This window comes from Amycolatopsis sp. NPDC057786 (assembly GCF_042797905.1).
In the GTDB taxonomy this organism is placed as follows: domain Bacteria; phylum Actinomycetota; class Actinomycetes; order Mycobacteriales; family Pseudonocardiaceae; genus Amycolatopsis.
The window spans coordinates 87,868-112,235 of record NZ_JBHVKW010000013.1 but is presented as its reverse complement, the minus strand read 5'-3'; the positions used below and the strand labels follow the sequence as shown (position 1 = coordinate 112,235).

The window sequence follows — 24,368 nt, the reverse complement described above, 5'->3', positions numbered from 1 at the left end:
GCGCGAAAGTCGCCGTCGCGGGTGGCGCGATCTACAACGCCGCCGACCCCGGCGCCGCGGCCAAGGAACTCAAACAACGCGCCACCCGATAACCCGGTGCGTTAAAGGAAGGGAGTCGGCGTGGAAAGCCAGAAGGCAGCTGCCCGGTCCCGCCGGGCACCGGCCGCACACGACACTTATTGCTCCCTGATGCTGCAGGCGGCCGGAGTGCTTCGGTTGCGCTACGCGGAATGCAGCCAGGACACCGCTTTGTCCCCCGCCGAGGCGAACCAGCTCGCGGACGTCTTCGAAGGTATCGCGCACGGGGATCCTGCTCACGACCAGATCGATCCGAAGGAGGCGATCGCGCTGGCGCATCGTCTGCTCGACGACGACCACCCTGAGCTGTCGAGGATGTGGCCCAGGACCAGGTAAAGGGGTCGCCGGTCCACCGGCAACGCGCAGGCCGGTGGACCGCGGCGAACTCAAGGATCATTCGCAGCTCAACGAGGAGTACACGATGACCACTGCCGTTGCCACCGAAGCCCCCGCCCGGTCCGCACCCGCGGGCGACCCCGCCCTGATCGGCGTCCCCACCTTCATCGTCGGTGCGACCGCGCTCGGCCTGGTGCTGACCGGCTACGTCCCCGCCGCCGCTGTCGGCGCCTCGATCGCGATCATCCTGCCCGCGACCGGCGTGGGCCAGCTGGTCGCCGCCGTGTGGGCCGCCGCACTGGGCGAAAGCGCCGTCGCCGCCGTATTCGGTGTCTTCGCCGGGTTCTGGCTCAGTTACGCGGCATTGGTACTCGGCCTGATCCACGGCTGGTTCGGCATCACCCCCGATGCCGCGGTCGCGACGCAGGGCCTGTTCCTGATCGCCTGGCTGGTCACGATCGTCCTGCTGACCGTGACCACACTGCGCCTGCCCGTCGCGTTCACGGTGCTGTTCGTGTTGGTCGATGTCGCGCTCGCGCTGGTGCTGTACGGCACGGTGAGCGGCTCCACGGCGGCCACCACCGCGGGCGGGTACGCCGTGTTCGCGTTCACCGCGGTCGGGGTGTACCTCTTCGCCGGCGCGGTATCCGCCGCGACGGGCGGCAAGCCGCTGCCGCTGGGCCGTCCGGTACTGACCTGACCCGGACGCGAAATCCGCATTGTTCTCCCCGGCGCCAACCGTATGGCGCCGGGGAGAACAATGCGGAGAAGTTGACCGGCAACTCGCGGCGGAAGGCCCCGCTCGACAGCGGTCAGTCCCAGTCGAGCATCCCGGGGCGCCGCCTCCCGTTCGTGCAGGACGACGGCGGTTGGAGGCCTAACTCGATGCGTTCGAAGATATCGGTGTCGGCTTCCTTCGGCCAGGCGGACAGGTCGTCCCAGGCAGCGACGTAGGAGTGTCGGTTCGGGGAAGTGATTAACAGACATCACGATCCAGCACAGGGCAACAAAACGGCCTTCCGACCACTCCGAGGCGCCTGTCAAGTTGGCAATCTGGCTGGGGATCAGCCTGGCCGCGAGCAGGACATGGTGCTGTTTGCTCGCTTCGGGCTGGACCGCCAAGGCCTATGTCTACCGAGGACACGAAATATGCAAGAACGCGTCACCCCGGAGCCTTGACTGGTAACGGGCCACTGTTCGTAAGTGCAGTATTCCGTGGGGTTCGGGGGGTGCTGTTGCTGATCGGCTCAAAGCGTTGCTGGCTTGCGCTGGGGGATTGTGTCCGCCGACGGGAGTCGGATGTCGTTAGTTGCCGGGGCGTCGTCGGCGGTCGGCGAGTGCTGACGCGCTGGCTCCTGCGGTGAGGACGGCGGCGAGTGCGAGTAGGGCATGCACGCCGACGGTGATGGCTGCGCCTGCCAGGGCGGTGCCTGCCGATCCTGCTGTGATCTTGAGTGCGCCGACCCAGACGAAGACTTGTCCACGGGCCCGCGGTGGGGCGTACTCGCTGCGGGCGGCGAGTGTGGAGGCGAAGAAGTAGGCGTTGGCGATGCCGGTGATGGCGTAGGCAGCGAGGGCGACCCCGAAGACGGGGCTTGCGAGCACTGCGGTGAGGCCGATGGCGACCGCGGCAGCGAGGCGGAGGGTGAGCTGGTCGGCGTCGCCGGTGGGTGGCCGGAACATGACAGCGACCGCGCCGGCGAGATTCCCGAGCCCGTAGGCGGCCACGAGTAGCCCGGTGCTGCTGGGGTGGATGTCATATCGACCGGTGCTGGCGACCGCGGTGATGGGGAGGACGGCGACGCTGAGGGCGACGGTGATGGTGAGGAGAAGGGTTCTGCGGAGCGGGCCCGACCGGACCATGAGAGCGAGCGTCCGGACAGGCCGGGGGGCCTCACCGCCGGCTCCGGCGGGTGGTTGGTGTGGCAGGAGCCAGACGACACCGCTGGCGATGAGCGCTCCGGCGGCCAGGATGAGCCCGGCGACGCGGGGCGAGGCCGAGGCGGACAGGGCTGCGACGAGGCTGGGCCCGATGGTTCCGGCGATGCCGTAGGTGGCGACGTCCCATCCCTGGGCGCGGCGTTGCTGCCTGACCTCGGGCCCGGCGATGGACGGCAGGCGGCTGCTGATGCCGCCGGTGAGGAACGGGCCGACGAGCCCGGAGGAGATCAGCAGGGCCGCGGTGATTACGTGGGGCAGGTGGCCGTAGGCGAGGAGCGCGCCGGCGAGGGTGAGCGCGTGGATGAGGCTGGCGGCTGCGATGACGGCGCGGCCGTCCCTGGCTGTGTCGAGCACCCGGGCGAGGAAGGGTCCGACGAGGTGGGGTGCGGTGATGCAGGCGCCGAGCAGGCCGGCGAGGGCGGGTGCGTCGCCGCTGGTGCTGACGAGGAGCACGACGGCCACCACGGCGCCGCCGTCGGAGACGCGGGCCAGGGTGGCGGCGATGACGTAACTGGTGAGGCCGCCGCGGGGCGGGACGGCAGCGTCCTTGGGGGTCCGGGCGTCTGCGGGGCGGGTCACGAGCGCCGTGGTCCCGGGTCGTCGGCCGCGGAGTCGAGGACGCCGGCCGCGCGCAGCGTCGTCATCGCGTGCCGGAGCCGTCGGCGGCCGGTCTCGTCGAGTCCGCGGACGGGGCGCGGCAGGTTCGGATGCCTTACCAGGTGAAGCTCTTCCGCCAGGGCGGACACGACGCGGTAGCTGCCGTAGGTGGCGAAGAGTTCCCACAGTGGCGTCAGCCGGGTCGAGAGGTCGGCGGCGAGGGTGGCATCGCCGTCGGCTGCGGCGGCGACGATGGCTCGGCAGGGGTCTGGGAGGGTGCCGGCCAGCACGCTGTACCAGGCGTCGCAGCCGGAGTTGAGCGCGTCGGCCGCGACGGGGTCGCCGCTGATGCCGATGGTCACGTCGGTGGGCACCTCGGCCCGCAACCCGGCGACCCGCTGCGCGAGCACCGCGGGCCCGCCGTCGACGGGCGGGATCTTGATCGAGGCCACGTGGGGGAGCTGAGCGATACGGGCGTGCAGGGCGTCGGTGAAGGTGAAGTGGGTCGTGCCGGGGTTGTCGTAGACCACCAGCGGGACCGACGATGCGGCGTCGACGTCGGCGAAGAGGCCGTACACCTCGTCCTCGGTCAGTGGCTGGTAGGACATCGGGGCCAGCAGCAGCGCGGTGGCGCCCGCGGCCTGCGCGTCCTGGGCGTGCTGGAGGACGTCACGGGTCCGGATCGAGCCGATGCCTGCGATGACGGGGACCTCGCCGGCCGCGGCGACAGTCAGTTCGACGACGCGGCGCCGCTCGTCGCGGTTGAGGTAGGCGTAGCTCCCGGTCGAGCCGAGCGCGGTGATGGAGTCGACGCCGACGTCGGCGAGCCGGACGACGAGGTTGCTGTACGCGCGCTCGTCGACACCTCCGGCGGTGTCGTCGGTGACCGGGGTGAGCGGGAAGGCACTCAGCCCTGTGAGCAGGCCGCCTCCGGTGCGCGCACTGCTGGCGGCCGCGTCAGGCGGCATGGGGGTGTCGCTGGTCATCTCATCTCCTCCGATACGTGAGCGTGTCCGCGGGCGGTCTCTACCCGCTGGGGGCGGTGGGGTCTGGGGTCAGTGGGCGGGGCCGTAGGTGGTGGTGAGCGCGGCGTCGAGGTCGGCGATCAGGTCGTCGCCTGACTCGAGGCCGACGGCGAGCCGGATGAGTCCGTGTCGCTGGTAGATGGGGCTGAACGCGACCGCTCGTTCCTCGGGGTGCCGGTCGTAGGCGATCAGGGTCTCGTCGTGGCCGAGGGAGACCGCGGAGGTGATGACCTTGAGGTCGTTGACGAACCGGACGCGGTCCTCGTGGTCGCCGGCGATGGCGAAGGACACGACGCCGCCGTACCCGCCGTCGAGCTGGCTGGTAGCCCGGGTGTGGTGGGGGTCGTCGGGCAGGCCCGGGTACGACACGTGCGCGACGCGCGGGTCGTGGGCGAGGAAGGTCGCGATCGCGAGGGCGTTGTCACAGTGCTGCCGCAGCCGCAGCGGCAGGGTGACCGAGCCGCGCATGATCAGCCAGGCGTTGAACGGTGAGATCGCGCCACCGGCGTGGACCATCGGGCCGGCCTTGATCTCATCGACGGTGGCGCGGTCGCCGATAACGGCGCCGCCCATCGCGTCGCCGTGCCCGTTGATGTACTTCGTCAGCGAGTGGATGACCAGGTCCGCGCCATGGTCCAGGGGCCGCAACAGCGGCGGCGGGGTGAACGTGGAGTCCACCGTCAGCAGCGCGCCGGCGTCGTGGGCGATGCGGGCGAGCGCGGGAATGTCGGCGACGCGCAGGTCCGGGTTGGCGATGACCTCGGTGTGGACGAGGCGCGTGTTCGGCCGTACGGCCGCGCGCACGGCGTCGAGGTCGGTGATGTCGACGAAGTCGACCTCGATGCCGAACTTCCGCGGCAGCAGCGAGTCGAACAGCCCGAAGACCCGCATGTAGACGACATTCGACACGATGACGTGGTCACCGGGGTTGAGAAGGCTGAAGAAGCAGCCGTGAAGGGCGGCCATCCCGGTGGCGAACACGGCGGCGGCTTCGCCGTGCTCGGCGGCGGCGAGCTTGGCCTGCAGCGTGAGCTGGTTGGCGCCGGACTCCCGCGTGTAGACGAGCGTGTCGTGGTCGGTCTCATCCAGGGTCGTCGGGTCGTACGGCAGCCGGTAGGAATTCGCCATCACGATCGGGGTGCGGATCGCGCCGGTACCCCCGTCACCGCGGTTCCCGCCGTGCACCGCCCAGGACTCCTCGCTCAGGGTCCCGGGGTCGTGCTTGTCCGGCCGGCGGTCACCCGCGCGTTCCCGGTGGATGTGGGTCGGTGTGCTCATCGCTGGTCCTTCCGCTTTGCCTGGGTGATGGGCCCGTGGGCCCCGTTGGCGGTGTCGTGGTGGTGACTCGCTCGGCGTCGGAGACTGTGGTCAGGGTCTGGCGCAGGCGTCGACGAGGGCGTCGGTAAACGCTTCCGCCTGGTCCGGGGTGAGAGCCGAGCTGGTGACCCGCAGCGCCGGCAGCGGGCTGTCGGTGAGCGCGTAGGTGGCGCCGTCACTGACCGCCCAGCCGTGCCCGGCGAGTCGGGCGATGACCGGGCCGGCCGGCTGGTCGAGCCGCACCCACACGTTGAGACCGTCGGTCTCCGTCGCCGGAACCGCGAATCCCCGCCGTCCCAGCGCGTCGATCAGCAGACCGCGGCGGTCCCGGTAGGCCACGGCGGCCTGCGCCAGCTGATGTAGGACGACCGGGTCGGACAGGAGCTGGCAGGCGGTGTGCTGAAGCAGACGGCTGACCCACGTGGCGCCGGCGGCGAGGCGTGTCTCGAGACGTGTGATGGTGCCGGGGTCGGCGGCGACCACGGCGAGGCGAAGGTCCGGGCCGAGGAACTTCGAGAACGACCGGACCAGGGCCCACCGAGGGTGCTGCGGCGGAAACACCTGGTGGTAGGCGGTGGTGGCGACACCGGAGAAATGGTCGTCCTCGATGACCAGCACATGGGGATACTCGGCCAGCACCGCACGCAGCTCGGCCGCACGCCCGGCGGACACGCTGGCGCCGGTCGGGTTGAGCGCACGAGACGTGATCACCGCGGCCCGGGCACCGTGGCGCAACGCCGCCGCCAGCGACTCCGCGATCATGCCATCGCCGTCTGTGTCCACCGGCGCGATCCGGTACCCGTTGACCCGCAGCACGCCGATACTGGCCAGGAAACACGGGTCCTCGACCGCGACAGCATCCGAACGAGTCAGATGCGCGCCCAGGACACGGTCGATCGCATCGACCGCACCATGAGCGACCGCGTAACCATGAGCCTGCGGGACGACCGGCGCCAGCTGCTCACGCGCCCACACCCGCAGGCCCGGGTCAACCGCCGCATCTCCGTAGAGCACAGTCTCGTACGCCCCGGACGAGAACGCCGTGCGCAGGTCAGGCAGCAGCGCCGGGTCCGGGTTGCCGCTCGCCAGGTCCACCAGACCTGAGCTGCGCTCGGACGACCGCTGGGCCACCTCGCCGACGGCTGCCCAGTCGATCTCACGCGGGACCACGGGAATGCTGGCAACACGCGTACCACGCCGCCGATTCGTTTCGGCAACCCCGGCCTTGACCAGCAGCGCGTACGCCGCGGCCACGGTGTTCCGGTTCACCCCCAGCTGCTCGGCCAACGACCGGACCGTCGGCAGCTCGGTCTCCGCGGCCAGCACCCCCGAAGCCACCAGGTCACGCACGCTGGTGGCGATCTCCATCGCGGTCCGGCCCCGAAACTCAGTCACCCCCACAGTTTGTCATAGGACAAAGAATCAAGCCAAACGCCACCCTCCGCTGGCCGCTATGAGACGGATCGCAACCCCTCGCTCACGACACGACCGTCCGCCCACGATCCGCCGCATCTGCAACTGCACCGACCGCGACCCAGCCCCTGATCAGGAGCGGCGGATCTCCCCTCGGGCGCGAAGGTACTCCAGGCCTGGACCGCCACGACGCTCCACGCTGGCGCAGTCCACCGATGCCGAGAAAGCCAAGGCGTCCGCCAATCTCGACATCGTCGCGGGCCCGGACCTGATGGTCCTCACCGACCGCAACTTCACCGCCGCCATGTACTACGCGGCCGACGATCTGGACAAGCAGAAACCGCTCGAGCCGGAACATCGGAAGGTCAAGGACGCTCGCCGTCGCCGCGGTCGGCGAGAGCGACGACGCCTGCACCACCGTTCATCAAGACCAGGATGGCCGCACCCTCCTAGCCTTCCCCGTCAGGCGGCCGGCGGTAGCTTCCTGTTCTTTCCGCGCGGGATGATCGAGGCGGCCGCTTCGGCGGTTTCGCGGGCGAGTTCCGGCAGGACGTGGGTGTAGGTGTCGGCGGTGATAGCGATGCTGGAGTGGCCGAGGAGTTCCTGGACCTGTTTTAGATCGGCTCCGGCGGCGATCATGAGGGTGGCAGCGCCGTGGCGGAGGTCGTGCAGGCGTATTGGCGGGAGGCCCGCGGCGTCGGCGATGGCGTGGAAGGCATCGCTGAGGTGTGAGGGTTGCAACGGTTTGCCGTCGGGTTCGGTGCAGACGAGGCCGTTCTCGATCCACGCGTCGCCCGCTGCCGCCTGCAGGTTTGCCTGGCGTTGCTTGTGTGTGGCGAGGACGTCGGTGGTAGCGGTGTCGATGGCGATGACCCGGCCGCTGGCTTCGCTCTTGGGTTCGCCGAACTCCGCCCGCCAGCCGATTTGGACCAGCGCCGCGGTGATGGTGATGCTCTGGCGGGCGAGGTCGACGTCCCACCAGGGCAGGCCGCAGGCTTCACCACGCCGCAGTCCTCGGTAGGCGATGAGGTGCAGCAGCACGTAGTAGGGGTGGTCGACGGCGTGGTCGAGGAACCGCCCGGTCTGCTCGGGTGTCCACACCATGACCCGGGAGGGTTTCTGCCCGGTGCGCCGCCACCGTTCGACGCGTTCGGGGGTCCAGAGCAACGCTTTCGGCCGCCGCCCAGACGGCAGTTCGACGTAGGAGGCGGGGTTGAACGTGATGGGCAGCCGTGGGTCGCGGATCGCTGCGTTGAGCGCGGTGCGCAGAGTGGCGCGGTAGCGCTGCATGGTGGCGTCGCTCAGCGTCCGCATGCCGTGCACGCTCTTGCGGATGTCGGGATCGTCGCTGGCTTTCGCGGCGAGGATGGCGTCGTTGCGTTCGGCCATCGCGTCGAACATGCGTGAGATGTGCACGACGGTGAGTTCGTCGAGCCGGTAGTGGCCCAGGTGCGGGATGAGCCAGAGCCGAATGTGGCTGCTGTAGGAGAGCTGGGTGGTACCGCGGAGTTTCTTCCTCCGCCCGGCGAACCACGTGGTCAGCCACTCGCCGACGGTGGGGACCTGGCGGGCATCGACGATCCCGGCGTCGAGCTGCGCGCCGATGGTCCCCGATGACGGGAGTGGCTCCCCGGTTTTGAGGTGCTTGTCGATGACGTCGCCGATCGCGATGATGGCGGCGGCGCCATAGGGTTCGGCGACGTCAACCAAGGCCGCCATCTTGTCCAGTTCAGCCTGGGCGTCAGTCTGTGACTCGTACCCGCCGCGCCTGCGGGTACGGCGGGTACCGTCGGCGCGGGCGGGTAGTTCGGCTTGGAAGTACCAGGAGCCGTGTTCGGAGCTCCAGGCTCCGTTGCGGCGTTTGAGTTTCCGGCACGCCGACCCGAGTGGTTTACCGTTGTCTGTGTGTTTGCAGGTGCAGCGTTTGTAGGTGCTGCCCGAGAAGTTCTGTGCCATCGGATTCGTTCCTGCCGCAATCAGTTGATGCACGTTTCGGACAGCGCCTATCGACGCTCCTGTGAGGACAGAGAGGAAGCGTCAGCCACGAGGCTCTTCGTCCAGTCCGAGGAATTCCGCCAGCCGGGCGACCACGACCCGGTAGTTGCGGCCGACTCGTTTCAGCGGAACGGGAAACGTTCCCTCGCGGGCGAGCCGGTAGGCCGTTGTGCGGCCGACACCGAGTACCCGGGCCGCTGTCATCAAGTCGGTGGTGACGCCGAGACTCCGTAACTGGCAGGAGACGGCGGCGGTCGCGGTGTGGGTTCCCGGTGTGTCAGCAGCGTGGCGACCAAAGTCGCGCACGGCGAACTCTTCAGGTTCTGCATGGCCGTTGGGAGTGACATGGCCAAAGACGATTTGTCCTGACGTGGCCGATGGGCCAGGCGGCTTATGCGCTGCCGACGTCGTGTGAGCCGCCGAGGTGGTGGCCTTCGGGCGCGATGTCGTCATGGCGTGCCCCGCTCTCCGCGGGATGCGGAGTCGGCATTTGCTGGCGCTAGGCGGTACGGGAGGCGCCAAACGCTGGTGGCCGGATCTTGAGCGGCCCAGAACAGCGCGGGGGTGATCAGGGCGCGGTGCGCGGGCTGATCGGAGAGCACCCAGTGCTCGATGGGACGGAAGGCGCCGTGTTCGTCGCGGGTGCCGGTGGCTTGGTAGCCGGTGTACTTGATGTCGGTCAGGATCGCGGCGACCACGTCGGGCGGCCAGAACGTGTGAGTTCCGGGCGGCGGGTAGCGGTCGTGGTCGACGTCGAGCCGCGCGGTGATGTCCTCCACGGACAAGCCGGTGATCGCGCGCCAGTAGAAGATGTCCTGCACAACCAGAGCGCGGCGCGGGTCCGGAGTCAGCCGGTTACGGGCCGTACCGTGTCGACTCTGCGCCTTCAAGACAGACATCGTGGTGTAGCCGTACGGCGGGTGGTGAACGTTCCAGCCATTGCGGATCAGGACTGCGATCGTCTCGGCCGACCGTCGCGGTGTGTGGCTGGCGACTGCCCGGTTCGGTGGCCGCCGGTATCGCAGCCGAAGGCTCTGGCAGTAGGTACGGACCCAGTGGCGCAGGTGGGTCGCGGGGTGGTGTGTCCTGCTGTGTGTGGGCATGGCGAAGAGCCCTTTCAGGAAGTCGACTTTGTGGAAGCGGGTGGAGCGTGGCGCTCCGGGGCGGGCTCGGCGGTGTCCTCACCCCGGAGCGCCACAGGTTCAGGGGCGCGAGCGGGTATCGCTGCGGCGACTGCGCGCGGCCGAGGCCCGGGTGGTGCCAGGCGGGTGCGTCACGCCACCGCCCGCTCGGGCCGGTCGGCTCACGCCGAAGTGCCTGTCCCGCGTCGCCGGGCTGGCCGGCGGGTGGCAGGGCGGACGGTGCAGGTGCGTGAGGTCGTCCAGCAGGTGGCGTAGTGCGCGCGCGGCCTGCTGGGGCATCACCCCGTTGCCCAGAGCGCGAAGTTGCGCGGTGCGGGGCAGCTCGAGGTGCCCGGCGGTGACCCAGCCTGGGGGCAGGCCCATGAGCCACTCGACGAACGGCGGTGCGAGCACGGGGCGTCCGTGCCGGCCTGGCTGGGTCGGGTACGGGGCGGGACGGCCGGTGATGAGTTCCCATCGGTGCACGGCGGCGGCGTACTCGCCCCAGTTCACCGGCCCGGGTTCACCGCGTGCTGTGCGGCGGGCGCGCAGTGCGCGGGCGGTCGTCACGGTCCTTCACCTCCTTCCGCGCTCGGGACTTCGGCGCGGGCGTGGTGACGGCGATGACGACCGAGGGCAGCATCAGATCGCCCTTCGAGCCGCGCTGCGCGGGACAACCTTTGGTGCCGTCGGTCGCGCGCGGGGTCGGCAGAAGTCGTGGAGTGTCCATGAGGCTGGGCCTCCTTGTCATGGGCGTCGCGGAGATTTAGGTGGGCGAACCGCCGTGCGCGGCCGGGTGTCGGCGGCAGTGCCCCACGCACCGGTGGAAAGGCAGCTATCGATCACTTCGCTGTGGGCCGCCGCGCACCACGGTCCGTCCAGCGGTGGCGTCGGGGTGCTCAGGGCGCGGGCGCGGTCGGGAAGAGACAGTCCGCCGTCGTGCGTGTCGTGGGTGCAGTTCTTCACGTCCGAGGCGGTCGGGGTCGGCAGCAGCCGCACCGAGTCGGTCAGCGTCACACAGCCGACCGGGATCGGGCGGCCCGGCTTCTGCACGGTCTGGATCGCCGCCGACCGCGAGTCCGCCGCCGTCGGAGTCGGCAGAAGCTGCGACGGCTTGACGACCGAGTCGACCGCGTCGTTGAGGTTGACCTGATGCCCGCCCGCGCGCCGCCGTGCTGGATCGACGGGGCCGCGGGGTTCGCCGTCGCGGGCCTGTGGGGTCGGCATCATCCGCATCCCGTCCCGGGGCGGGGACGGCACACAGGAACACGCGTTCGCGGCGGTGGGCGGCGCCGATGTCGGCGGCTCGTACGCAACGCCAGACCGCGTCATACCCCGCTTCGGCCAGCCCTGCGAGTACACGGTCGAGGCCGCCGTTTTTCCAGCGGAGGGCGGCGACGTTCTCCACGACGACGAGGCGGGGTCGTAGTACGCGAATGGCGTCCAGGATGTTGCTCCACAGTCCACTGCGAGCGCCTTTCTCGATGCCCGCGCGCCGACCGGCGGCGGAAATGTCCTGACAGGGGAAGCCCGCCGTGAGCACCTCGACCGGTGCGACGGAGGTGAAGTCGACAGCGCGCAGATCGCCCAGGTTCGGCACGCCGGGCAGGCGCGCGGCGAGGATCGCGGCCGCGTGCGGATCGACCTCCGAGTACCAGGCGATGCGCCCGCCGAGAACGGCGGCGACGCCGAGGTCGAGACCAGCCACGCCGGTGCACAGCGACCCGATGACCGGGCCGTCGGTCGCGACGAACCACAGCGGATCCACAGTGTCGGTGTGGCGCTCAGGCATGCTGTGCCTCCCGCGCCACGGGTCGCCGATCCGAGTCGTTGCCCGGCGGCGGGCAGCGGTGTCGGGTGGCGGCCCGCCGGGCTGTGGCGGGATGCCGGAAGTGCACGTCCCAGCCGCAGTCCCGGCAGTGCACCCGCGTGCTCACGACGCCCACCGCTCACGACTCGTGTCCCAGTCGGCCGACGAGGCCGACGTGCCGCTGGCCGTGAGGGGCTTGGCCAGGACGATGACGTCCTCGTGCGCGATCAGGTGCAAGGGCAGGCCCTGCTCACGCTGTTTGCGGATGAAGTCGCGCTGGAAGAACGAGCCGCGGGCGACCAGCTCGCGGTCGGCGACGCGGGCCAGCAGGGCGACGCAGCGTTCAACCGGCACCAGCCCTGCGGCCTGGCCACAGGCGATGATCTGCGAGGGCAGATCAATGAGCTCCGAATGCTCGCGCCACGGGCGCGCGGTGATCGCGATGCGCCCGCCTGGCCGCAGCACGGCCGCGCAGCCGGTGAGGATGCGGGTGAAGCCGGCCAGCAGCCGGTGATGGCCGACGTTGGCGAGGTTCCCGCGATCCAGTGCGCTGCCGTAGCGGTGGTGATACTTGTGGACCTTCCCGTCGTCGGAGTCGGTGCTGGCGGTGACGACCTGCCCGTGCGTGGACGGCCCATACGGCGGGGAGGTGATCACGAGCGCGACCTGTCCCCGGTACTTCTCGGGCAGCAGGGACGGCAGCTGCCGGGCGTCGCCGTGCACGATCTCGGCGTCGTGGTCGTGGCCGCGTTCCCGGGCCAGGTCGAGGTTCGCTTGGGCGACGCTGACCCAGTGCGGTTCGTACTCGACACCGACCGCACGGCGCCCGGCGTCGATCGCCTCCACGAGCGTGGTGCCGGATCCGGCCATCGGGTCGAAGACAAGGTCCCCGGGGCGGGTATAGGCGTGGATGGCGTGCGTGGCCACGGCCGGGAGCATCTTCGCCGGGTGTGCGGTGGAGGCACTCACGTAGCGGCCTTTGCGCTGAGAGGCCGGGGACGTTTGCGCGGTCGCCCACACCGACAACGGCAGGTCGCCGGCATCGAACGCACCGGTCGGGCCGGCCGGGTCGTGTCCGGTCACGATGCCCGTCTGCGCCGGGCTGGTGTCACTGGCGTTGTCGAGGGTGTCGATGAGCGCGCGGGAGATCGGCACGGTCGGGTCGGCGCTGCTATGGGTGGTCGAGTTGGTCGCGCCGGTCGTGGTCGATGTTGCGGAGTGCTGGTGGGACATGAGGGCGCTGCCTTTCGCTGGTGCGGGAGTGGCAGGGGACGGCTCGGCCGTGCGCGGCAGGTGCGGGGTCACTGGCCACCTCCAGCGCTGGGCGCGGCGGTCGCCGGACCGGTCCCGGAGGGCGGTGCGCCGGGATCCGCCGGTTGCGCGAACGCGAGGACATCGCCATGCGCGCGCAGATGAGGTGCGGGCAGTCCGCGCACCGCCGCGCGATGCCGGGCGCGGTCGTACTCGGCGGCCACCGCCGCGCTCGGCGCGGCCCGCAGGCGCCCCTTCTCCACCGGGGTGTGCAACGTGACGATGTGCTGCAGGTAGAGCAGATCGGCGTGCTGCGCGGCGGCGACGATCGCGCCGGTCGGGTCGACCAGCCGACCCCGCGTCCAGTCGCTGTGCGTGTACACCGCGAGGATGCCGCCCTGGCGCAGACGGTTCGCCGCCTGTAGCGCGAGCCTGTCCAGCGACACCGACTCGGCGGCGTGGGCGGGCAGTGACACGATCACGAGATCCGCCCGCGCGCCGCGCTCGGACTCCGGTCCTTCCGCGCTGCCGGGGACACCGGTGCGCGCCGGGGCTGACGGTGTTCCGGCCAGCGCCGCGGACGGGTCGGTCGCCTCGGTGACGAGGTCAGCCCAGAACGGGCGCGACGACACGGCGGAGCCGCCGCCGCTGGGGAAGGTGAGTGTGTCGGCGGTGTGGCCGAGTGCGCACACCGCCTCCCGCGCCGCCACCAACGACGCCTCGCCGGGCGTCGCCGAGCCGTCCGCACCGGAGCTCAATGCTGCGGCCGGAGCGGGGTCGAGGTCTACCAGGACGACGTGCGCACCGGGGTCGGTGAACGCCGCCGTGATGGACTCCACGATCGGAACCGGCCACACCGCGTGCGCGTCGATCGGGTCCGGCCCGCACGTCCACACCGTCGCCGGAGTCGGCGCCGAGCGCCGACGCGACGAGGTCCGCGTGTCCTCGGGACGCGAGGTGCTGTCGGTCCGACCGGCACCTGCCGTGGTGCTGTGAACGCGGGCTCCGGGGTAGGGAGCGCGGTCGCCACCGCGCCGGGTGCGCGGCGGGCGAGTTGAGTCTGTGCGGCGACCGGGGCGGCCATCCGGCGACTGCGGACGAGGGGACATCAGGACCTCCGAGCACGAGTTGCCACCACGTATTCGGGTGTGTGGCGCTGTCACCCCCTAACTCCGCAAAAAACGTCGATTTTGGACATGTGGTATCGGAAATTTTCAGATTAATTTGCCAAACCGGCTCGCAGCGCGTCGAATGCGTCAACGCTTTCAGAATCTGATTGCGCACTGAGGGTTCATTACGCTGCCCGACCGCGCACCTGTCGAGCTGGGAAGCTTGAGGCGCCGCCGTGCGAAACCTGAACCGAACAGCTCACTTGTGCAGCTCAAAGCCCTTCTTCTCCTTCGAAGACGGCGGCTCGCGATGGGATTCTCGCGCCAGGCAGCACGCTGATCATCGCTCGCGGCTCCGAGCATTGAGGCGCTTTTGAGGCGCCGACGAAGCGGTCTTGAGGCGGCTTGGAGGCGGTTTCGAGGCGCCGATTATGGCTTTCTTCGAGGCGTCCTTATTTCGCCTTTAGGGAGTGTGGCCGACATGGACTCATCGTTATCGAACGTCGAGCCCGAACCGGGCTCTTGCTCTGTCCGTCGGGGCACAGGCATAGAGGGCGGGGTGTTCGATGTCGCGGCTGTCTGCTTTGAGTGGCTGGTGACCGGCCCGCGTCCGGTGTGTGTGAACGGCGCCGAGATCGCGGGTCTGCCCGCTCGGCCGGTGCCGCTGGATGAGCTGGGTGCGGTGCTGGTGGCCGAGGAGTGCACGCAGGCCGTGCGGGACGCGGCGTGGGCCTATCTGATCACCCGCGCGCGAACCGAGCGCGGCACGTGGACGGTCGCGTGCGTCGGGCTGGCGCTGCCCGTATTGCTGTCCGTCGCGACAGCCTTGACCAAAGGGTTCCGCGGCGACAAGCACGACATCCACGCCGACGTCTTGACCGGGTTCCTGCAGTGGCTGAACGAGGTCGATCTGGACCGGCCGGCGATCCTCGCGCGTCTGCGGTGGGCGGCTTTCCGCCATGGCTATCTCGCCTTGCGCGAGGCTCTCGACGCCCCGCTGCTGACCGAGGAATTGGACGAGCTCTCGGCGAGATCCGCTCGTTTCCGCTCGGCACCGCCTCAGCGGCTGGGCGGACATCCCGAGGCCTTGCTGATGGCCGCCGTCGCGACGGTGTCATCACCCTCGAGGAGGCCACCCTGATCTGGGACACCCGCTTCGGCGACGTGCCGATCGAGGACGCCGGAGGGCCTCTCGGCCGCGCCGGGTGGGCGATCCGAAAGGTACGCAGCCGCGCTGAACAGCGCCTGATTTCCGACCTGACTGGAAACGAAGACAACCCTGCCGGATCGTTTTCTCGCATCCGCCAGGCACAGCGATCAACCCCTGCCTGGCTCCGCGGTCTTCCACGACTTGCCGACCTTCCCGTGCCGCGAACCGGCCCGCGATCGGACCTCGCTTCGCGCGGAACCCAGCTGCCCGCGGACCCCCGTTTCCGCACCAGCCGTATCGGCTCCACTGCGCTCGCGCAGACCAGCCGGGAGGTGAACTCATGCGACTGACACCACGCCGTCTGTCCCGCTCCGTCCGCCAGCCGGTTCGCCGCATCGCATCCCGCCGCCGCGGAACCCAGGCCACCGCCGTGTGCACAGGCGAGGCGCGTCCTCGGACGATGCCCGCCCCCGACCGGCCATGCCACCGTGCCCGTTCTGCCACGACGCGGCCCCGGCTTCGTCACTGTGTGCCCCGTCGTCGACTAGTGCTGCTGCTCGGGTGGCTGGTCGCCGCCGGGGTCCTGCTGACATCCTCGGCCGCGCGGGCGGACACCGTCCACTATGTCGCGCTCGCGGCGACCGTCGATCAGGTCCTCAACAACATCCGTAACTGGATCATGGGGATCTTGGCCGGGGTCGCGGTCGTGTTCATCACCATCGGCGGCCTGCGCTACCTGATGGCCTCGGGTGACCCCGGCGAAATCGAGAAAGCCAAGGGCGCGTTCAAAGCCGCCGGCATCGGCTTCGGGCTCGCCGCGCTCGCCCCGCTCGTGGTCGAGATCCTCAAGGGCATCGTGGGCGGGGTGTGAGCGATGACCACCCCACGCCACACACCGTCCTTCCATCCACGCGACCCCGCCCTGCGCCGACCGGCGGCACCGACCGTGCGCCCCGCCCGAAGTGCCGATTCCAGTCCTCACCATGACGGCACGGACACGAGATCGGGGCGCGGCGACCGGCTCATGCTCGGACCACCGGCAGCACCCGCCCGGCGCCGTCGCGGACGCTGGCTGCCCCAGCGGCAGTGGGCCCGCGCGCTCGCGGTGCTGGTGCCGCTGTTGGCGGCCGTCACCGGAATCGCGCTGACCGCCTCGGCCGCACCCGGGCCCACGCCCGCACCCGTGGCAGCGGCGGCACCACTGGCGCCCGCGCAGCCACCGGTACTGCCGCTGCCACCCAATCCCAGCTGCGTGCCAGGCTCTGCCGAACCGGCGTGCCTTCTGCCGGGGACGTCGTCCCCCCGACCCGCGCCGCCGACGGGCCCGCCGAGTACGCCGCTGGTGCCCGGCCCGTCGGCGCCGCCGGTTTCGTGTTTCCCCGGCTCGGTGCTGCCCGAGTGCGGCAATCTCCCCACCCAGCCGCCCACGAGCCAGCCATGCGACGGACCGAACTGCATCCCCCAGCCAGTACCCCGCGACCACGGCGACGACGACAGCGAGTGCGGGTTCACCGACCCGGTCGCGTGTGTCACCGAGGCCATCGACACCTTCTTCCGCGGCCTGGTGATCGGCGCACTGAACCCGCTACTCGACCTGCTGGGCAAAACGGTGCTGTCCACACCGGACCCGAGCCTCCTGCCCGGCATCGGCCAGGCCTGGACCGAGTCCTGGCACCTGATGCTCGCCTTCTACGGCAGCATCGTCGTGATCGCGGGCCTGATCCTGATGGCCTACGAAACCCTGCAGACCCGCTACACGATCAAGGAGATCGCGCCCCGGCTCGCGGCCGGGTTCCTCGCCGGGACGCTGTCACTGTTCCTGGCGACCCAGGGCATCGAGATCTCCAACGCCGTCAGCTCGGCGCTGATGACCGACGCGGTCAACCCGAACACCGCCGCCAAGGCGATGACCGACATGATCCTCGGCTCGCTCAACGGCGGCCAGGGCTGGCTGCTGTTCATCGGGCTCGCACTAGCCGCGCTGCTCGTCGTTCTTCTGCTGACGTTCATCGTGCGGGTCCTCGCGACGATGCTGCTGATCGCCGCCGCGCCGTTCGTACTGATGTGGCACGCATTGCCGCACACCGAAGGCGTCGCCGTGTTCTGGTGGAAGGCCTACGGTCTGCTGCTGATCATCCCGATCGGACAGGCCGGTGCGCTGAGTGCGGCGCTGCGGGTGTTCTTCACCCCCGGCGGTTTCACCATCTTCGGGCCGACGCTGAACGGGCTGACCAATCTTCTGTTCTGCGTCGCGCTGATGTGGATTTTGGTCAAGATCCCCTTCTGGTGCCTGCAACCTCTGCGTGGGAATGGTCGGCGCTCGCTGCTCGGGTCGCTGGTGCGCGGCGCGATCGCCTACAAGACCCTGGGGCTGCTCGGCGGCGCCGGCTCTCTCTTTGGCGGCAAGGGCCGCAAGCCCGGCCCGGCACATCGTGCGCGCGGACGCGACACCGCACCCGCGGATCCGCCGTCGACCCGTTCGGGCCAGTTCATGCTGCCGATACGGGTCCGCCGCACCCGCCCCGCTCCCGGGCGATCCCCGCGTCTGGGTGAGATGACGGACACCACCGCCGGAGCGGGGAGGAAACCCGAACAGGGACAGCTGTCCCTGTTCACCACGAGTGGCTCCGGGGACGAGCAGAAAGTCGCGGCGAACCCGCGGGCGCTCCCACCGGACTCCCTGCCCGGCGCGCTGCCCCGTGACCAGCTCGGGCTGCCGATCACCACACGCAGGAACCCCGACCGGGTCGGACGCCGGTCCCTGGCCGACGACCTCGCCGCACGAGGCGCCGGGATGCCGCCGGTGCCCCAGCCCGGGTTACTCACCTCGGACGGGCGGGTCAACCGCAACGCCCGCCCGCCCGCGCATCTTCCCCGCGCGCTGATCGCGCCGAGCGCCGGGATGCTGCCGATCCACCTGCGTCCAGCACCCCCGGCTACGCCTCGGCGGTCGCTCGCCGACGACCTCGCCAACCCGGCGCCGACCAGCCCACCGCGGCAAACCGGGCCTGGGCTGATCACCCCGTCCGGCCAGATCAACCGCGCGGCCCGCGCCTCGCGTCGTCCGGCACGGGATGCCTACACCGGCAACCGGCCACTCGCCTCCGGCCAGTACCCGCTTCCCCTCGGCGTCCGCCGCCAGCCCACACCCCCGCCACCTGCCAGCGGCGCGAGCGCTTCACCTCCGCCGAAGCGGCGAGCCGGAACGCAATTACGCCTGCCCCTGGACCTGCCCGCCCGGCGGGGCCCGAAGACGAAGTGAGGACCGATTCGCCATGACTTCTCCTGTGCGTGTGCCCGCCGACGTCGACCGCCCGGACCGCGTGCTCGGTCCGCTGACCGCCCGGCAACTCGCGATCCTCGGCGTCACCGGCCTCCTGCTCTACGGCCTGTACTCGCTGACCCGTGGGTTCGTGCCGCTGCCTGTGTTCCTCATCGTCGCCATCCCGGTCGGGATCACGGCCACCGTGCTGGCTCTCGGGCAGCGAGACGGGCTGCCTCTGGACCGCCTCGCGCTCGCCGCGATCCGCCAGCACCTGTCTCCGCGGCACCGGGTCGCCGCGCCCGAAGGCGTCCGCGCAGCCCCGGCCTGGCTCACCGCCCAGCACTCCGACCCCCGCGCCCGTAGCCGTGGCGGACGGCGGCTGTCACCGGCCGGGACCGAGCCGGTGTCCCCGGCACCGTTGGAGCTGCCCGCTCACGGTGTCGCCGACACCGGCGCGCACGCCGGGATCGTCGACCTCGGCACGGATGGGCTCGCGGTCATCGCCGTGTGCAGCACCGTCAACTTCTCGCTGCGCACACCCGGGGAACAAGAAGCACTCGTCGCCAGTTTCGCGCGCTACCTACACTCCCTGACCGCACCCGTGCAGATCCTCATCCGCGCCGAACGGCTCGACCTCGCCCCACAGATCGCCGAACTCCGGGCCCACGCCGGCGGTCTCCCGCACCCCGCCTTGGAAGCGGCCGCGCGGGACCACGCGGACTACCTCACAGAGCTCACCGCTCAGGCGGATCTACTCCGCCGCCAAGTGCTCCTGGTGTTGCGCGAACCGCTGCGCACCGGCCCAGCCCCCGCCGCCACATCGAGCGTGCTGCCCTGGCGACACCACCGCCGCGACAACGGACCGGTGGAGAACGGAGTACGGCAGGCAGCCGAGCAACGCCTGGTGCGCCGACTGGACGAGGCCGTAGAGCTGCTGACCCCGGCCGGGATCGTGGCCACCCCGCTCGACGCCGCCGCCGCGACCGGCGTACTCGCGGCGGCGTGTAACCCCGATACCTTCCTGCCGCCCTCGGCCGCACTGGCAGGGGCCGACGAGGTCGTCACCTCCACCACCACCTTCACCGACCTCTACGGCCCCGCCGGCGATGCCGACCTCGCGGCGGCGTCTCACCCGGCTCCGCCGCGTCCATCCACTGTCGCGCCGCGCTCCGGTCGCTCGCAGACACCGGGCCCGTGGCTGTCCGAGGACGACGACTGGGACTACGACGACGAGATCGAAAGCAGGTAGACCCTGATGGCACGCAACAAAAACGACGGCACCGTGGCACGGTCCGGGTCGGCGGGAGCGTTTACCCCGGACGCGCTGTCGGTGTCCGCCCGGCACCTCGAGGTCGGCAACGAATTCGTCGCGAGCTTCGGCGTCACCGGCTATCCGCAGGAGGTCTACCCCGGCTGGCTCGCCCCGCTGCTGACCTACCCCGCCCGCTTGGACGTCTCGGTCCACGTCCAGCCCGTCGACCCGGCGACCGCGGCCAGCGGACTGCGCAAGCAACGCGCCAAACTCGAATCGTCCCGCCGCCACAACGCAAAGCATGACCGGCTCGACGACCCAGACCTCGACGCCGCCGCCGAGGACGCCGCCGACCTCTCGCGCAGCATCGCCCGCGGCGACGGACGCCTGTTCCGCTTCGGGCTGTATCTCACCGTGCACGCCCCGGACGAAACCTCCCTCGCCGAGGAAGTCTCCGCGCTGCGGTCGCTGTGCGCGTCCCTGCTACTGGACGCCAAACCCGCGACCTACCGGGCTTTGCAGGGCTGGGTATGCACCCTGCCACTCGGACTCGACCCGCTCGGTCTGAAAAGGACGTTCGACACCGCCGCGGTCAGCGCCGCCTACCCGTTCACCTCGCCGGACCTCCCGCCGACCGACCCGACCACCTCCGCCCCGTCCGGGGTCCTCTACGGCTACAACGTCGGCTCCTCCGGTCTGGTCCATTGGGACCGGTTCGCCTGCGACAACTACAACTCCGTCGTCCTCGGCCGCTCGGGCGCGGGAAAGTCGTACTTCGTCAAGCTCGAGACCCTGCGCAGCCTCTACCGCCGACTCGGCGACACCGAGAACGGGTGGGCCACCCACGGAGTCCAGGCATTCGTCATCGACCCCGAAGACGAATACGCCCGCCTGGCCTCCCAGGTCGGCGGCACCTACGTCCACCTCGGCGCGGGCGGAGTCCGGCTGAACCCGTTCGACCTGCCCGTGCACCTCGGCGCGAACGGACGCCGGACCGCGCCACAGGACGCCCTCAAGCGGCGCAGCTTATTCCTGCACACCGTCCTGGCTGTGCTGTTCGGCGCGGAGGTCACCGCCGCCGAACGAGCCGTGCTCGACACCGCGATCACCGCCACCTACCAGCGCGCCGGGATCACCAGCGACGCCCGCACCTGGACACGCCCGGCGCCGCTGCTGCGCGACCTGCGCGACGTGCTCGCCACCACCGGCAACGGTGGCCACGCGATGGCCGCCGACCTCGCCGCCCGGCTGCACCCCTACGTCGACGGCTCGTTCGCCGACCTCTTCGACGGGCCCACCACGACCACCCCGGACGGGCACCTCGTGGTGTTCTCCCTACGCGACCTGCCCGACGAGCTACGCACGATCGGCACCCTGCTCGTGCTCGACACCGTCTGGCGGCGCGTCTCGAACCCGGCCGACCGCCGACCCCGACTGGTCGTGGTCGACGAAGCCGGAGTCCTCATGCGCCAGCAGGAGGCCGCACTGTTTCTATTGCGCCTGGCCAAAGCCGCCCGCAAACACTGGTGCGGGCTGACCACTGCCACCCAGGACGCCGCTGATCTGCTCGGCAGCGACCTGGGCAAAGCCATCGTGAGCAACGCCGCGACCCAGGTGCTACTTCGCGCGGCGCCGCAGGCGATCGACGAGATCGCCGAGGCCTTCGACCTCTCCGTCGGAGAGCGGCGGTTCCTGCTGTCGGCCGACCGCGGCCAAGGCCTGCTCAGCTCCGGCACGCTGCGAGTGGCGGTCCAGTCACTGGCCTCGCCCACGGAGAACTTCTTGATCACCACCGATCCCGCCGAACTGGCCCGGTTCGCCGAACAGGATCCGGATGCCACCGACAGCGGCCTCGCTGAGGCCTACATCGACCTCGGTCCCGCCGAGACCACCGGCTCCGTCTACGAGGCCGGCAGTGCCGACATCGACGACGGGTTCGACGACGCAAGACAGGTCGACCTCGACACCGCGTGATCCCGGCCTCGTGCCGCCACCCGGCTTTCCCTTGTCTCACAGTAGTTTTCCCGGAAGGGAGTTCAGTCATGGCCGTCCACGCCACAGCATCCCCGGTGACGCAGAACGGGGTGAGTGACTACCTGCGCGACCCCGGCGGTGTCACCGGTCGCCTGCTCGCAACTGTAGGCGACTGGGCACTGACCTGGGGGCCAGTCGCCGTCCCGGCCCTGGCCGTGGCCCTGACGGGCGCGGTCGTAGTGCGGCGCTGGTGGCGTAGTCGCCGCCACGCCGCGCTGCTGGCCGATGCTCGCCGGATCACCGTTCTCGCCCCGCCGACCGTCGATCCCGCTGGCGGGGCCGCGGTCTGGTCCAACCTCGTCGGACTGCTCCGCCCCGCCTGGCGGCGGTTCTGGGCCGGGCAACCTCATCTGGCGATGGAGTACGTGTTCGGCGAGCACGGCGTCACCGTGCAGTTCTGGGTCCCCGGCGTCATCCCGCCGTCGCTGGTGGAACGGGCGGTCGAGGCCGCTTGGCCCGGAGCCCACACCCGCACCAACCCAGCCACCTCACCGTTCCCCGCGCTGGAGTCCGGGCGCCGGCGGATCACCGTCGGCGGCCAGCTACGCCTCGCCCGTACCGAGGCCCTTCCCATCCGCACGGCGTTCGACGCCGACCCGATCCGCGGGCTGCTCGGCGCACCGGTCGGACTCGGCCGCGACGAGCGCGCCTGCGTGCAAATCCTCGCCCGCCCGGTCACCGGCCGCCGCGTCGCCCAGGCCCGCCGCGCCGCCCGCCGGGTCCACCACGGCTCCTCGGGAAGGCTCGGGGGCCGGATCCTCGACGCGATCACCCCAGGGGTCAGTGCCACCCGCGCTCGCCGGACCTCGGACTCGCGGCGGATCAGCCAGGATCCACAGCTGTCGCTCGAATATTCGACACAGAACAAGGCGATCGTGGGTAAACAGCGCGGTTCGCAGTACGAGACCGTAATCCGGTACGCCGTGGCCACCGACCTCCCCGCCGACGCGGCCGACGACCTGGTGCGCCAGGCCCGTGACACCGCACGCGGGCGGGCGCACGCGCTGGCCGCCGCGTTCGCCGCCTACACCGACCACAACCACTACACCCGCACCCGCCTCCGCCGGCCCGCCCGTGCGCTCGCCGACCGGCGCCTCGGCCGTGGGGATTTGCTCTCCGTGCCTGAACTCGCGGCGCTCGCGCATCTGCCCACCGACGCCGAGATTCCCGGCGTCGAACGCGCCGGAGCCAAAGCCGTCGCCTCGCCACCCGGCATCCCGACCCCCGGACCGGGTGTGATGCCCCTGGGACAGTCCGACACCGGCCACGCCCGGCCGGTCGGGCTGCGGCTCGCTGACGGCCGCTACCACCTGCACCTGATCGGACCGACCGGTTCCGGGAAGTCCACCCTGCTCGGCCAGATCATCCTCGACGACATCGACAACGGCCGCGGCGTCGTCCTGATCGACCCCAAAGGCGACCTGGTCACCGACATCCTCAACCGGCTCCCCCGCAGCGCGGCCGAAAGAGTGGTGCTGTTCGACGCCGACTCCCGGCACCGACCACCCGTCCTGAACCCGCTGGAGGGCGGGGAAACCGACCGTGAGGTCGACAACCTCGTCTCCGTCTTCCGCCGCGTGTACTCGGCGTTCTGGGGACCGCGCACCGACGACCTCATGCGCGCAGCCTGCCTGACCTTGCGCGCTCAAGAGGCCGTGCCGACCCTGGCCGACCTGCCGAAACTGCTCACCAGCGAAGCGTTCCGGTCCCGCATCACCAGCGGACTGACTGACCCGGTGCTGCGCGGGTTCTGGGAGTGGTACGACGAACTCACCGATAGCTCACGTTCTCAGGTGATCTCGCCGCTGATGAACAAACTCCGCGCGTTCTTGCTGCGCCCCTTCGTGAAAGAAGCCATCGCCGGAGGACGGTCCACAGTAGACATGTCGCAGGTGCTCGACGAGGGCGGGATCTGCCTCGTGCGCATCCCGAAAGGGTCCCTCGGGGAAGAGACCACCCGGCTGGTCGGGTCGCTGGTCGTGGCGCGCACCTGGCAGGCCACCACCGCCCGCGCCCGCGTCCCACAGCGCCTGCGCCCCGACGCGCACACCGTGATCGACGAATGCCACAACTTCCTGCATCTCCCCTACCCCATGGAAGACATGCTCGCCGAAGCCCGAGCGTTTCGGAACGGATTCATCCTGGCCCACCAGCACCTCGGCCAGCTATCGCGAGAACTCAAGGAAGGCCTCTCCACCAACGCCCGCAACAAAATCATCTACTCCTCCTCCCCCGAAGACGCCCGCGAACTCGCCCGTCACACCACACCCCGGCTGTCGGAACACGACCTGTCCCACCTCGGCGTCTACCACGCCGCCGCACGACTGGTCGTGCACGGCGAGGAAACCGAACCCTTCACCATGACCACCGCCCCGCTGCCCGACCCGATTCCCGGGCGGGCCCGCGAAATCCGGGCCGCGCTCCGCGCCCAGCGCCGCGCACACACCACCACGACCGGCGACAGCGGCACGACACCCCGCGCCACAACCCCAGCGGCTACCACCGCGACGCGGGCAGAGCGCCAGGTTCCACCGACCCGGCCGCCCCGGACCGACCCACGCCGCACCCGCCCCTAAGAACCAGCACGACGCGGATTCCTTCGCACCACACGGAAACATCCGCCGACACCCTGGTCTCGCCCGTGGCCAGCGTCGGTTTGCCCACAGCACTTGTC

Annotated in this window: 21 protein-coding genes; 9 read left to right on the top strand and 12 right to left on the bottom strand. The window is 70.5% G+C overall.

Annotated features, from left to right (window positions below; all coding sequences use genetic code 11):
- The first annotated feature begins 120 nt into the window (after positions 1-120).
- Positions 121-414 carry a hypothetical protein gene (locus ACFVM3_RS11390; protein ID WP_378437803.1) on the top strand — a complete coding sequence of 98 codons (294 nt, stop codon included), beginning with the start codon at positions 121-123 and terminating at the stop codon, positions 412-414.
- 85 nt (positions 415-499) lie between these two features.
- A complete protein-coding gene (locus ACFVM3_RS11385; protein ID WP_378437801.1) occupies positions 500-1,114 on the top strand; it encodes a GPR1/FUN34/YaaH family transporter in 615 nt (204 codons plus the stop codon).
- A gap of 605 nt (positions 1,115-1,719) precedes the next feature.
- On the opposite strand, the gene ACFVM3_RS11380 is transcribed toward ACFVM3_RS11385, so the two are convergent.
- The 12 genes from ACFVM3_RS11380 to ACFVM3_RS11325 all read right to left on the bottom strand — a co-directional run bounded on the left by ACFVM3_RS11380 (position 1,720) and on the right by ACFVM3_RS11325 (position 13,723).
- A complete protein-coding gene (locus ACFVM3_RS11380; RefSeq protein ID WP_378437799.1) occupies positions 1,720-2,934 on the bottom strand; it encodes an MFS transporter in 1,215 nt (404 codons plus the stop codon).
- Positions 2,931-3,938, bottom strand: a complete 1,008-nt coding sequence (locus tag ACFVM3_RS11375) for a dihydrodipicolinate synthase family protein (protein ID WP_378437798.1) — start codon at positions 3,936-3,938, stop codon at positions 2,931-2,933. Before ACFVM3_RS11375 ends, ACFVM3_RS11380 begins: the two co-directional genes overlap by 4 nt.
- Before the next feature lie 69 nt (positions 3,939-4,007).
- The gene (locus ACFVM3_RS11370) at positions 4,008-5,255 is read right to left on the bottom strand and encodes a trans-sulfuration enzyme family protein (protein WP_378437796.1); all 1,248 of its coding nucleotides are present in this window, start codon (positions 5,253-5,255) and stop codon (positions 4,008-4,010) included.
- A gap of 90 nt (positions 5,256-5,345) precedes the next feature.
- A complete protein-coding gene (locus ACFVM3_RS11365) occupies positions 5,346-6,689 on the bottom strand; it encodes an aminotransferase class I/II-fold pyridoxal phosphate-dependent enzyme (RefSeq protein WP_378437794.1) in 1,344 nt (447 codons plus the stop codon).
- A gap of 480 nt (positions 6,690-7,169) precedes the next feature.
- Positions 7,170-8,663: a tyrosine-type recombinase/integrase gene (locus ACFVM3_RS11360; protein WP_378437792.1), complete on the bottom strand. Its 1,494-nt coding sequence runs from the start codon at positions 8,661-8,663 to the stop codon at positions 7,170-7,172.
- A gap of 81 nt (positions 8,664-8,744) precedes the next feature.
- A complete protein-coding gene (locus ACFVM3_RS11355) occupies positions 8,745-8,906 on the bottom strand; it encodes a helix-turn-helix transcriptional regulator (protein ID WP_378437790.1) in 162 nt (53 codons plus the stop codon).
- Positions 8,907-9,151: 245 nt separating this feature from the next.
- A complete protein-coding gene (locus tag ACFVM3_RS11350) occupies positions 9,152-9,592 on the bottom strand; it encodes a recombinase family protein (RefSeq protein ID WP_378437788.1) in 441 nt (146 codons plus the stop codon).
- A gap of 312 nt (positions 9,593-9,904) precedes the next feature.
- Positions 9,905-10,393: a hypothetical protein gene (locus ACFVM3_RS11345; RefSeq protein ID WP_378437786.1), complete on the bottom strand. Its 489-nt coding sequence runs from the start codon at positions 10,391-10,393 to the stop codon at positions 9,905-9,907.
- Positions 10,347-10,553: a hypothetical protein gene (locus tag ACFVM3_RS11340; protein ID WP_378437784.1), complete on the bottom strand. Its 207-nt coding sequence runs from the start codon at positions 10,551-10,553 to the stop codon at positions 10,347-10,349. Before ACFVM3_RS11340 ends, ACFVM3_RS11345 begins: the two co-directional genes overlap by 47 nt.
- Positions 10,554-10,658: 105 nt before the next feature.
- The gene (locus ACFVM3_RS11335) at positions 10,659-11,615 is read right to left on the bottom strand and encodes a DNA cytosine methyltransferase (protein WP_378437782.1); all 957 of its coding nucleotides are present in this window, start codon (positions 11,613-11,615) and stop codon (positions 10,659-10,661) included.
- A gap of 141 nt (positions 11,616-11,756) precedes the next feature.
- Positions 11,757-12,866: a TRM11 family SAM-dependent methyltransferase gene (locus ACFVM3_RS11330; RefSeq protein WP_378437780.1), complete on the bottom strand. Its 1,110-nt coding sequence runs from the start codon at positions 12,864-12,866 to the stop codon at positions 11,757-11,759.
- 68 nt (positions 12,867-12,934) lie between these two features.
- Positions 12,935-13,723 (bottom strand): hypothetical protein, encoded by a 789-nt coding sequence (locus ACFVM3_RS11325; RefSeq protein ID WP_378437778.1) that lies wholly within the window; start codon positions 13,721-13,723, stop codon positions 12,935-12,937.
- Between ACFVM3_RS11325 and ACFVM3_RS11320 the strand changes: the two genes are divergently transcribed.
- The 7 genes from ACFVM3_RS11320 (at position 13,713) to ACFVM3_RS11290 (ending at position 24,270) form a co-directional block, all read left to right on the top strand.
- On the top strand, positions 13,713-13,880 hold the full coding sequence (locus ACFVM3_RS11320; RefSeq protein ID WP_378437777.1) for a hypothetical protein: 168 nt from the start codon (positions 13,713-13,715) through the stop codon (positions 13,878-13,880). The two genes, ACFVM3_RS11325 and ACFVM3_RS11320, sit on opposite strands and share 11 nt — an antisense overlap.
- A 708-nt stretch (positions 13,881-14,588) precedes the next feature.
- The gene (locus tag ACFVM3_RS11315) at positions 14,589-15,134 is read left to right on the top strand and encodes a hypothetical protein (RefSeq protein WP_378437775.1); all 546 of its coding nucleotides are present in this window, start codon (positions 14,589-14,591) and stop codon (positions 15,132-15,134) included.
- A 556-nt stretch (positions 15,135-15,690) separates the two neighbouring features.
- The gene (locus ACFVM3_RS11310; RefSeq protein ID WP_184901855.1) at positions 15,691-16,014 is read left to right on the top strand and encodes an Mbov_0395 family pilin-like conjugal transfer protein; all 324 of its coding nucleotides are present in this window, start codon (positions 15,691-15,693) and stop codon (positions 16,012-16,014) included.
- 153 nt (positions 16,015-16,167) lie between these two features.
- A complete protein-coding gene (locus ACFVM3_RS11305; protein WP_378437773.1) occupies positions 16,168-18,405 on the top strand; it encodes a hypothetical protein in 2,238 nt (745 codons plus the stop codon).
- 13 nt (positions 18,406-18,418) lie between these two features.
- Positions 18,419-19,657, top strand: a complete 1,239-nt coding sequence (locus tag ACFVM3_RS11300; RefSeq protein ID WP_378437772.1) for a PrgI family protein — start codon at positions 18,419-18,421, stop codon at positions 19,655-19,657.
- A 6-nt stretch (positions 19,658-19,663) separates the two neighbouring features.
- Positions 19,664-21,634, top strand: coding sequence for a VirB4 family type IV secretion system protein (locus ACFVM3_RS11295; protein WP_378437770.1), 1,971 nt, complete (start codon positions 19,664-19,666; stop codon positions 21,632-21,634).
- Between the two features lie 68 nt (positions 21,635-21,702).
- Positions 21,703-24,270, top strand: coding sequence for a type IV secretory system conjugative DNA transfer family protein (locus ACFVM3_RS11290; protein WP_378437768.1), 2,568 nt, complete (start codon positions 21,703-21,705; stop codon positions 24,268-24,270).
- The last annotated feature ends 98 nt before the right edge of the window (positions 24,271-24,368 follow it).

Bases quoted from the DNA above. Each gene is read 5' to 3' on its own strand.
- ACFVM3_RS11385 (WP_378437801.1), top strand. From the start codon at position 500: ATGACCACTGCCGTTGCCACCGAAGCCCCCGCCCGGTCCGCACCCGCG.
- ACFVM3_RS11375 (WP_378437798.1), bottom strand. From the start codon at position 3,938: ATGACCAGCGACACCCCCATGCCGCCTGACGCGGCCGCCAGCAGTGCG.
- ACFVM3_RS11370 (WP_378437796.1), bottom strand. From the start codon at position 5,255: ATGAGCACACCGACCCACATCCACCGGGAACGCGCGGGTGACCGCCGG.
- ACFVM3_RS11360 (WP_378437792.1), bottom strand. From the start codon at position 8,663: ATGGCACAGAACTTCTCGGGCAGCACCTACAAACGCTGCACCTGCAAA.
- ACFVM3_RS11355 (WP_378437790.1), bottom strand. From the start codon at position 8,906: ATGACAGCGGCCCGGGTACTCGGTGTCGGCCGCACAACGGCCTACCGG.
- ACFVM3_RS11340 (WP_378437784.1), bottom strand. From the start codon at position 10,553: ATGGACACTCCACGACTTCTGCCGACCCCGCGCGCGACCGACGGCACC.
- ACFVM3_RS11335 (WP_378437782.1), bottom strand. From the start codon at position 11,615: ATGCCTGAGCGCCACACCGACACTGTGGATCCGCTGTGGTTCGTCGCG.
- ACFVM3_RS11330 (WP_378437780.1), bottom strand. From the start codon at position 12,866: ATGTCCCACCAGCACTCCGCAACATCGACCACGACCGGCGCGACCAAC.
- ACFVM3_RS11320 (WP_378437777.1), top strand. From the start codon at position 13,713: ATGGACTCCACGATCGGAACCGGCCACACCGCGTGCGCGTCGATCGGG.
- ACFVM3_RS11305 (WP_378437773.1), top strand. From the start codon at position 16,168: ATGCTCGGACCACCGGCAGCACCCGCCCGGCGCCGTCGCGGACGCTGG.
- ACFVM3_RS11300 (WP_378437772.1), top strand. From the start codon at position 18,419: ATGACTTCTCCTGTGCGTGTGCCCGCCGACGTCGACCGCCCGGACCGC.
- ACFVM3_RS11295 (WP_378437770.1), top strand. From the start codon at position 19,664: ATGGCACGCAACAAAAACGACGGCACCGTGGCACGGTCCGGGTCGGCG.
- ACFVM3_RS11290 (WP_378437768.1), top strand. From the start codon at position 21,703: ATGGCCGTCCACGCCACAGCATCCCCGGTGACGCAGAACGGGGTGAGT.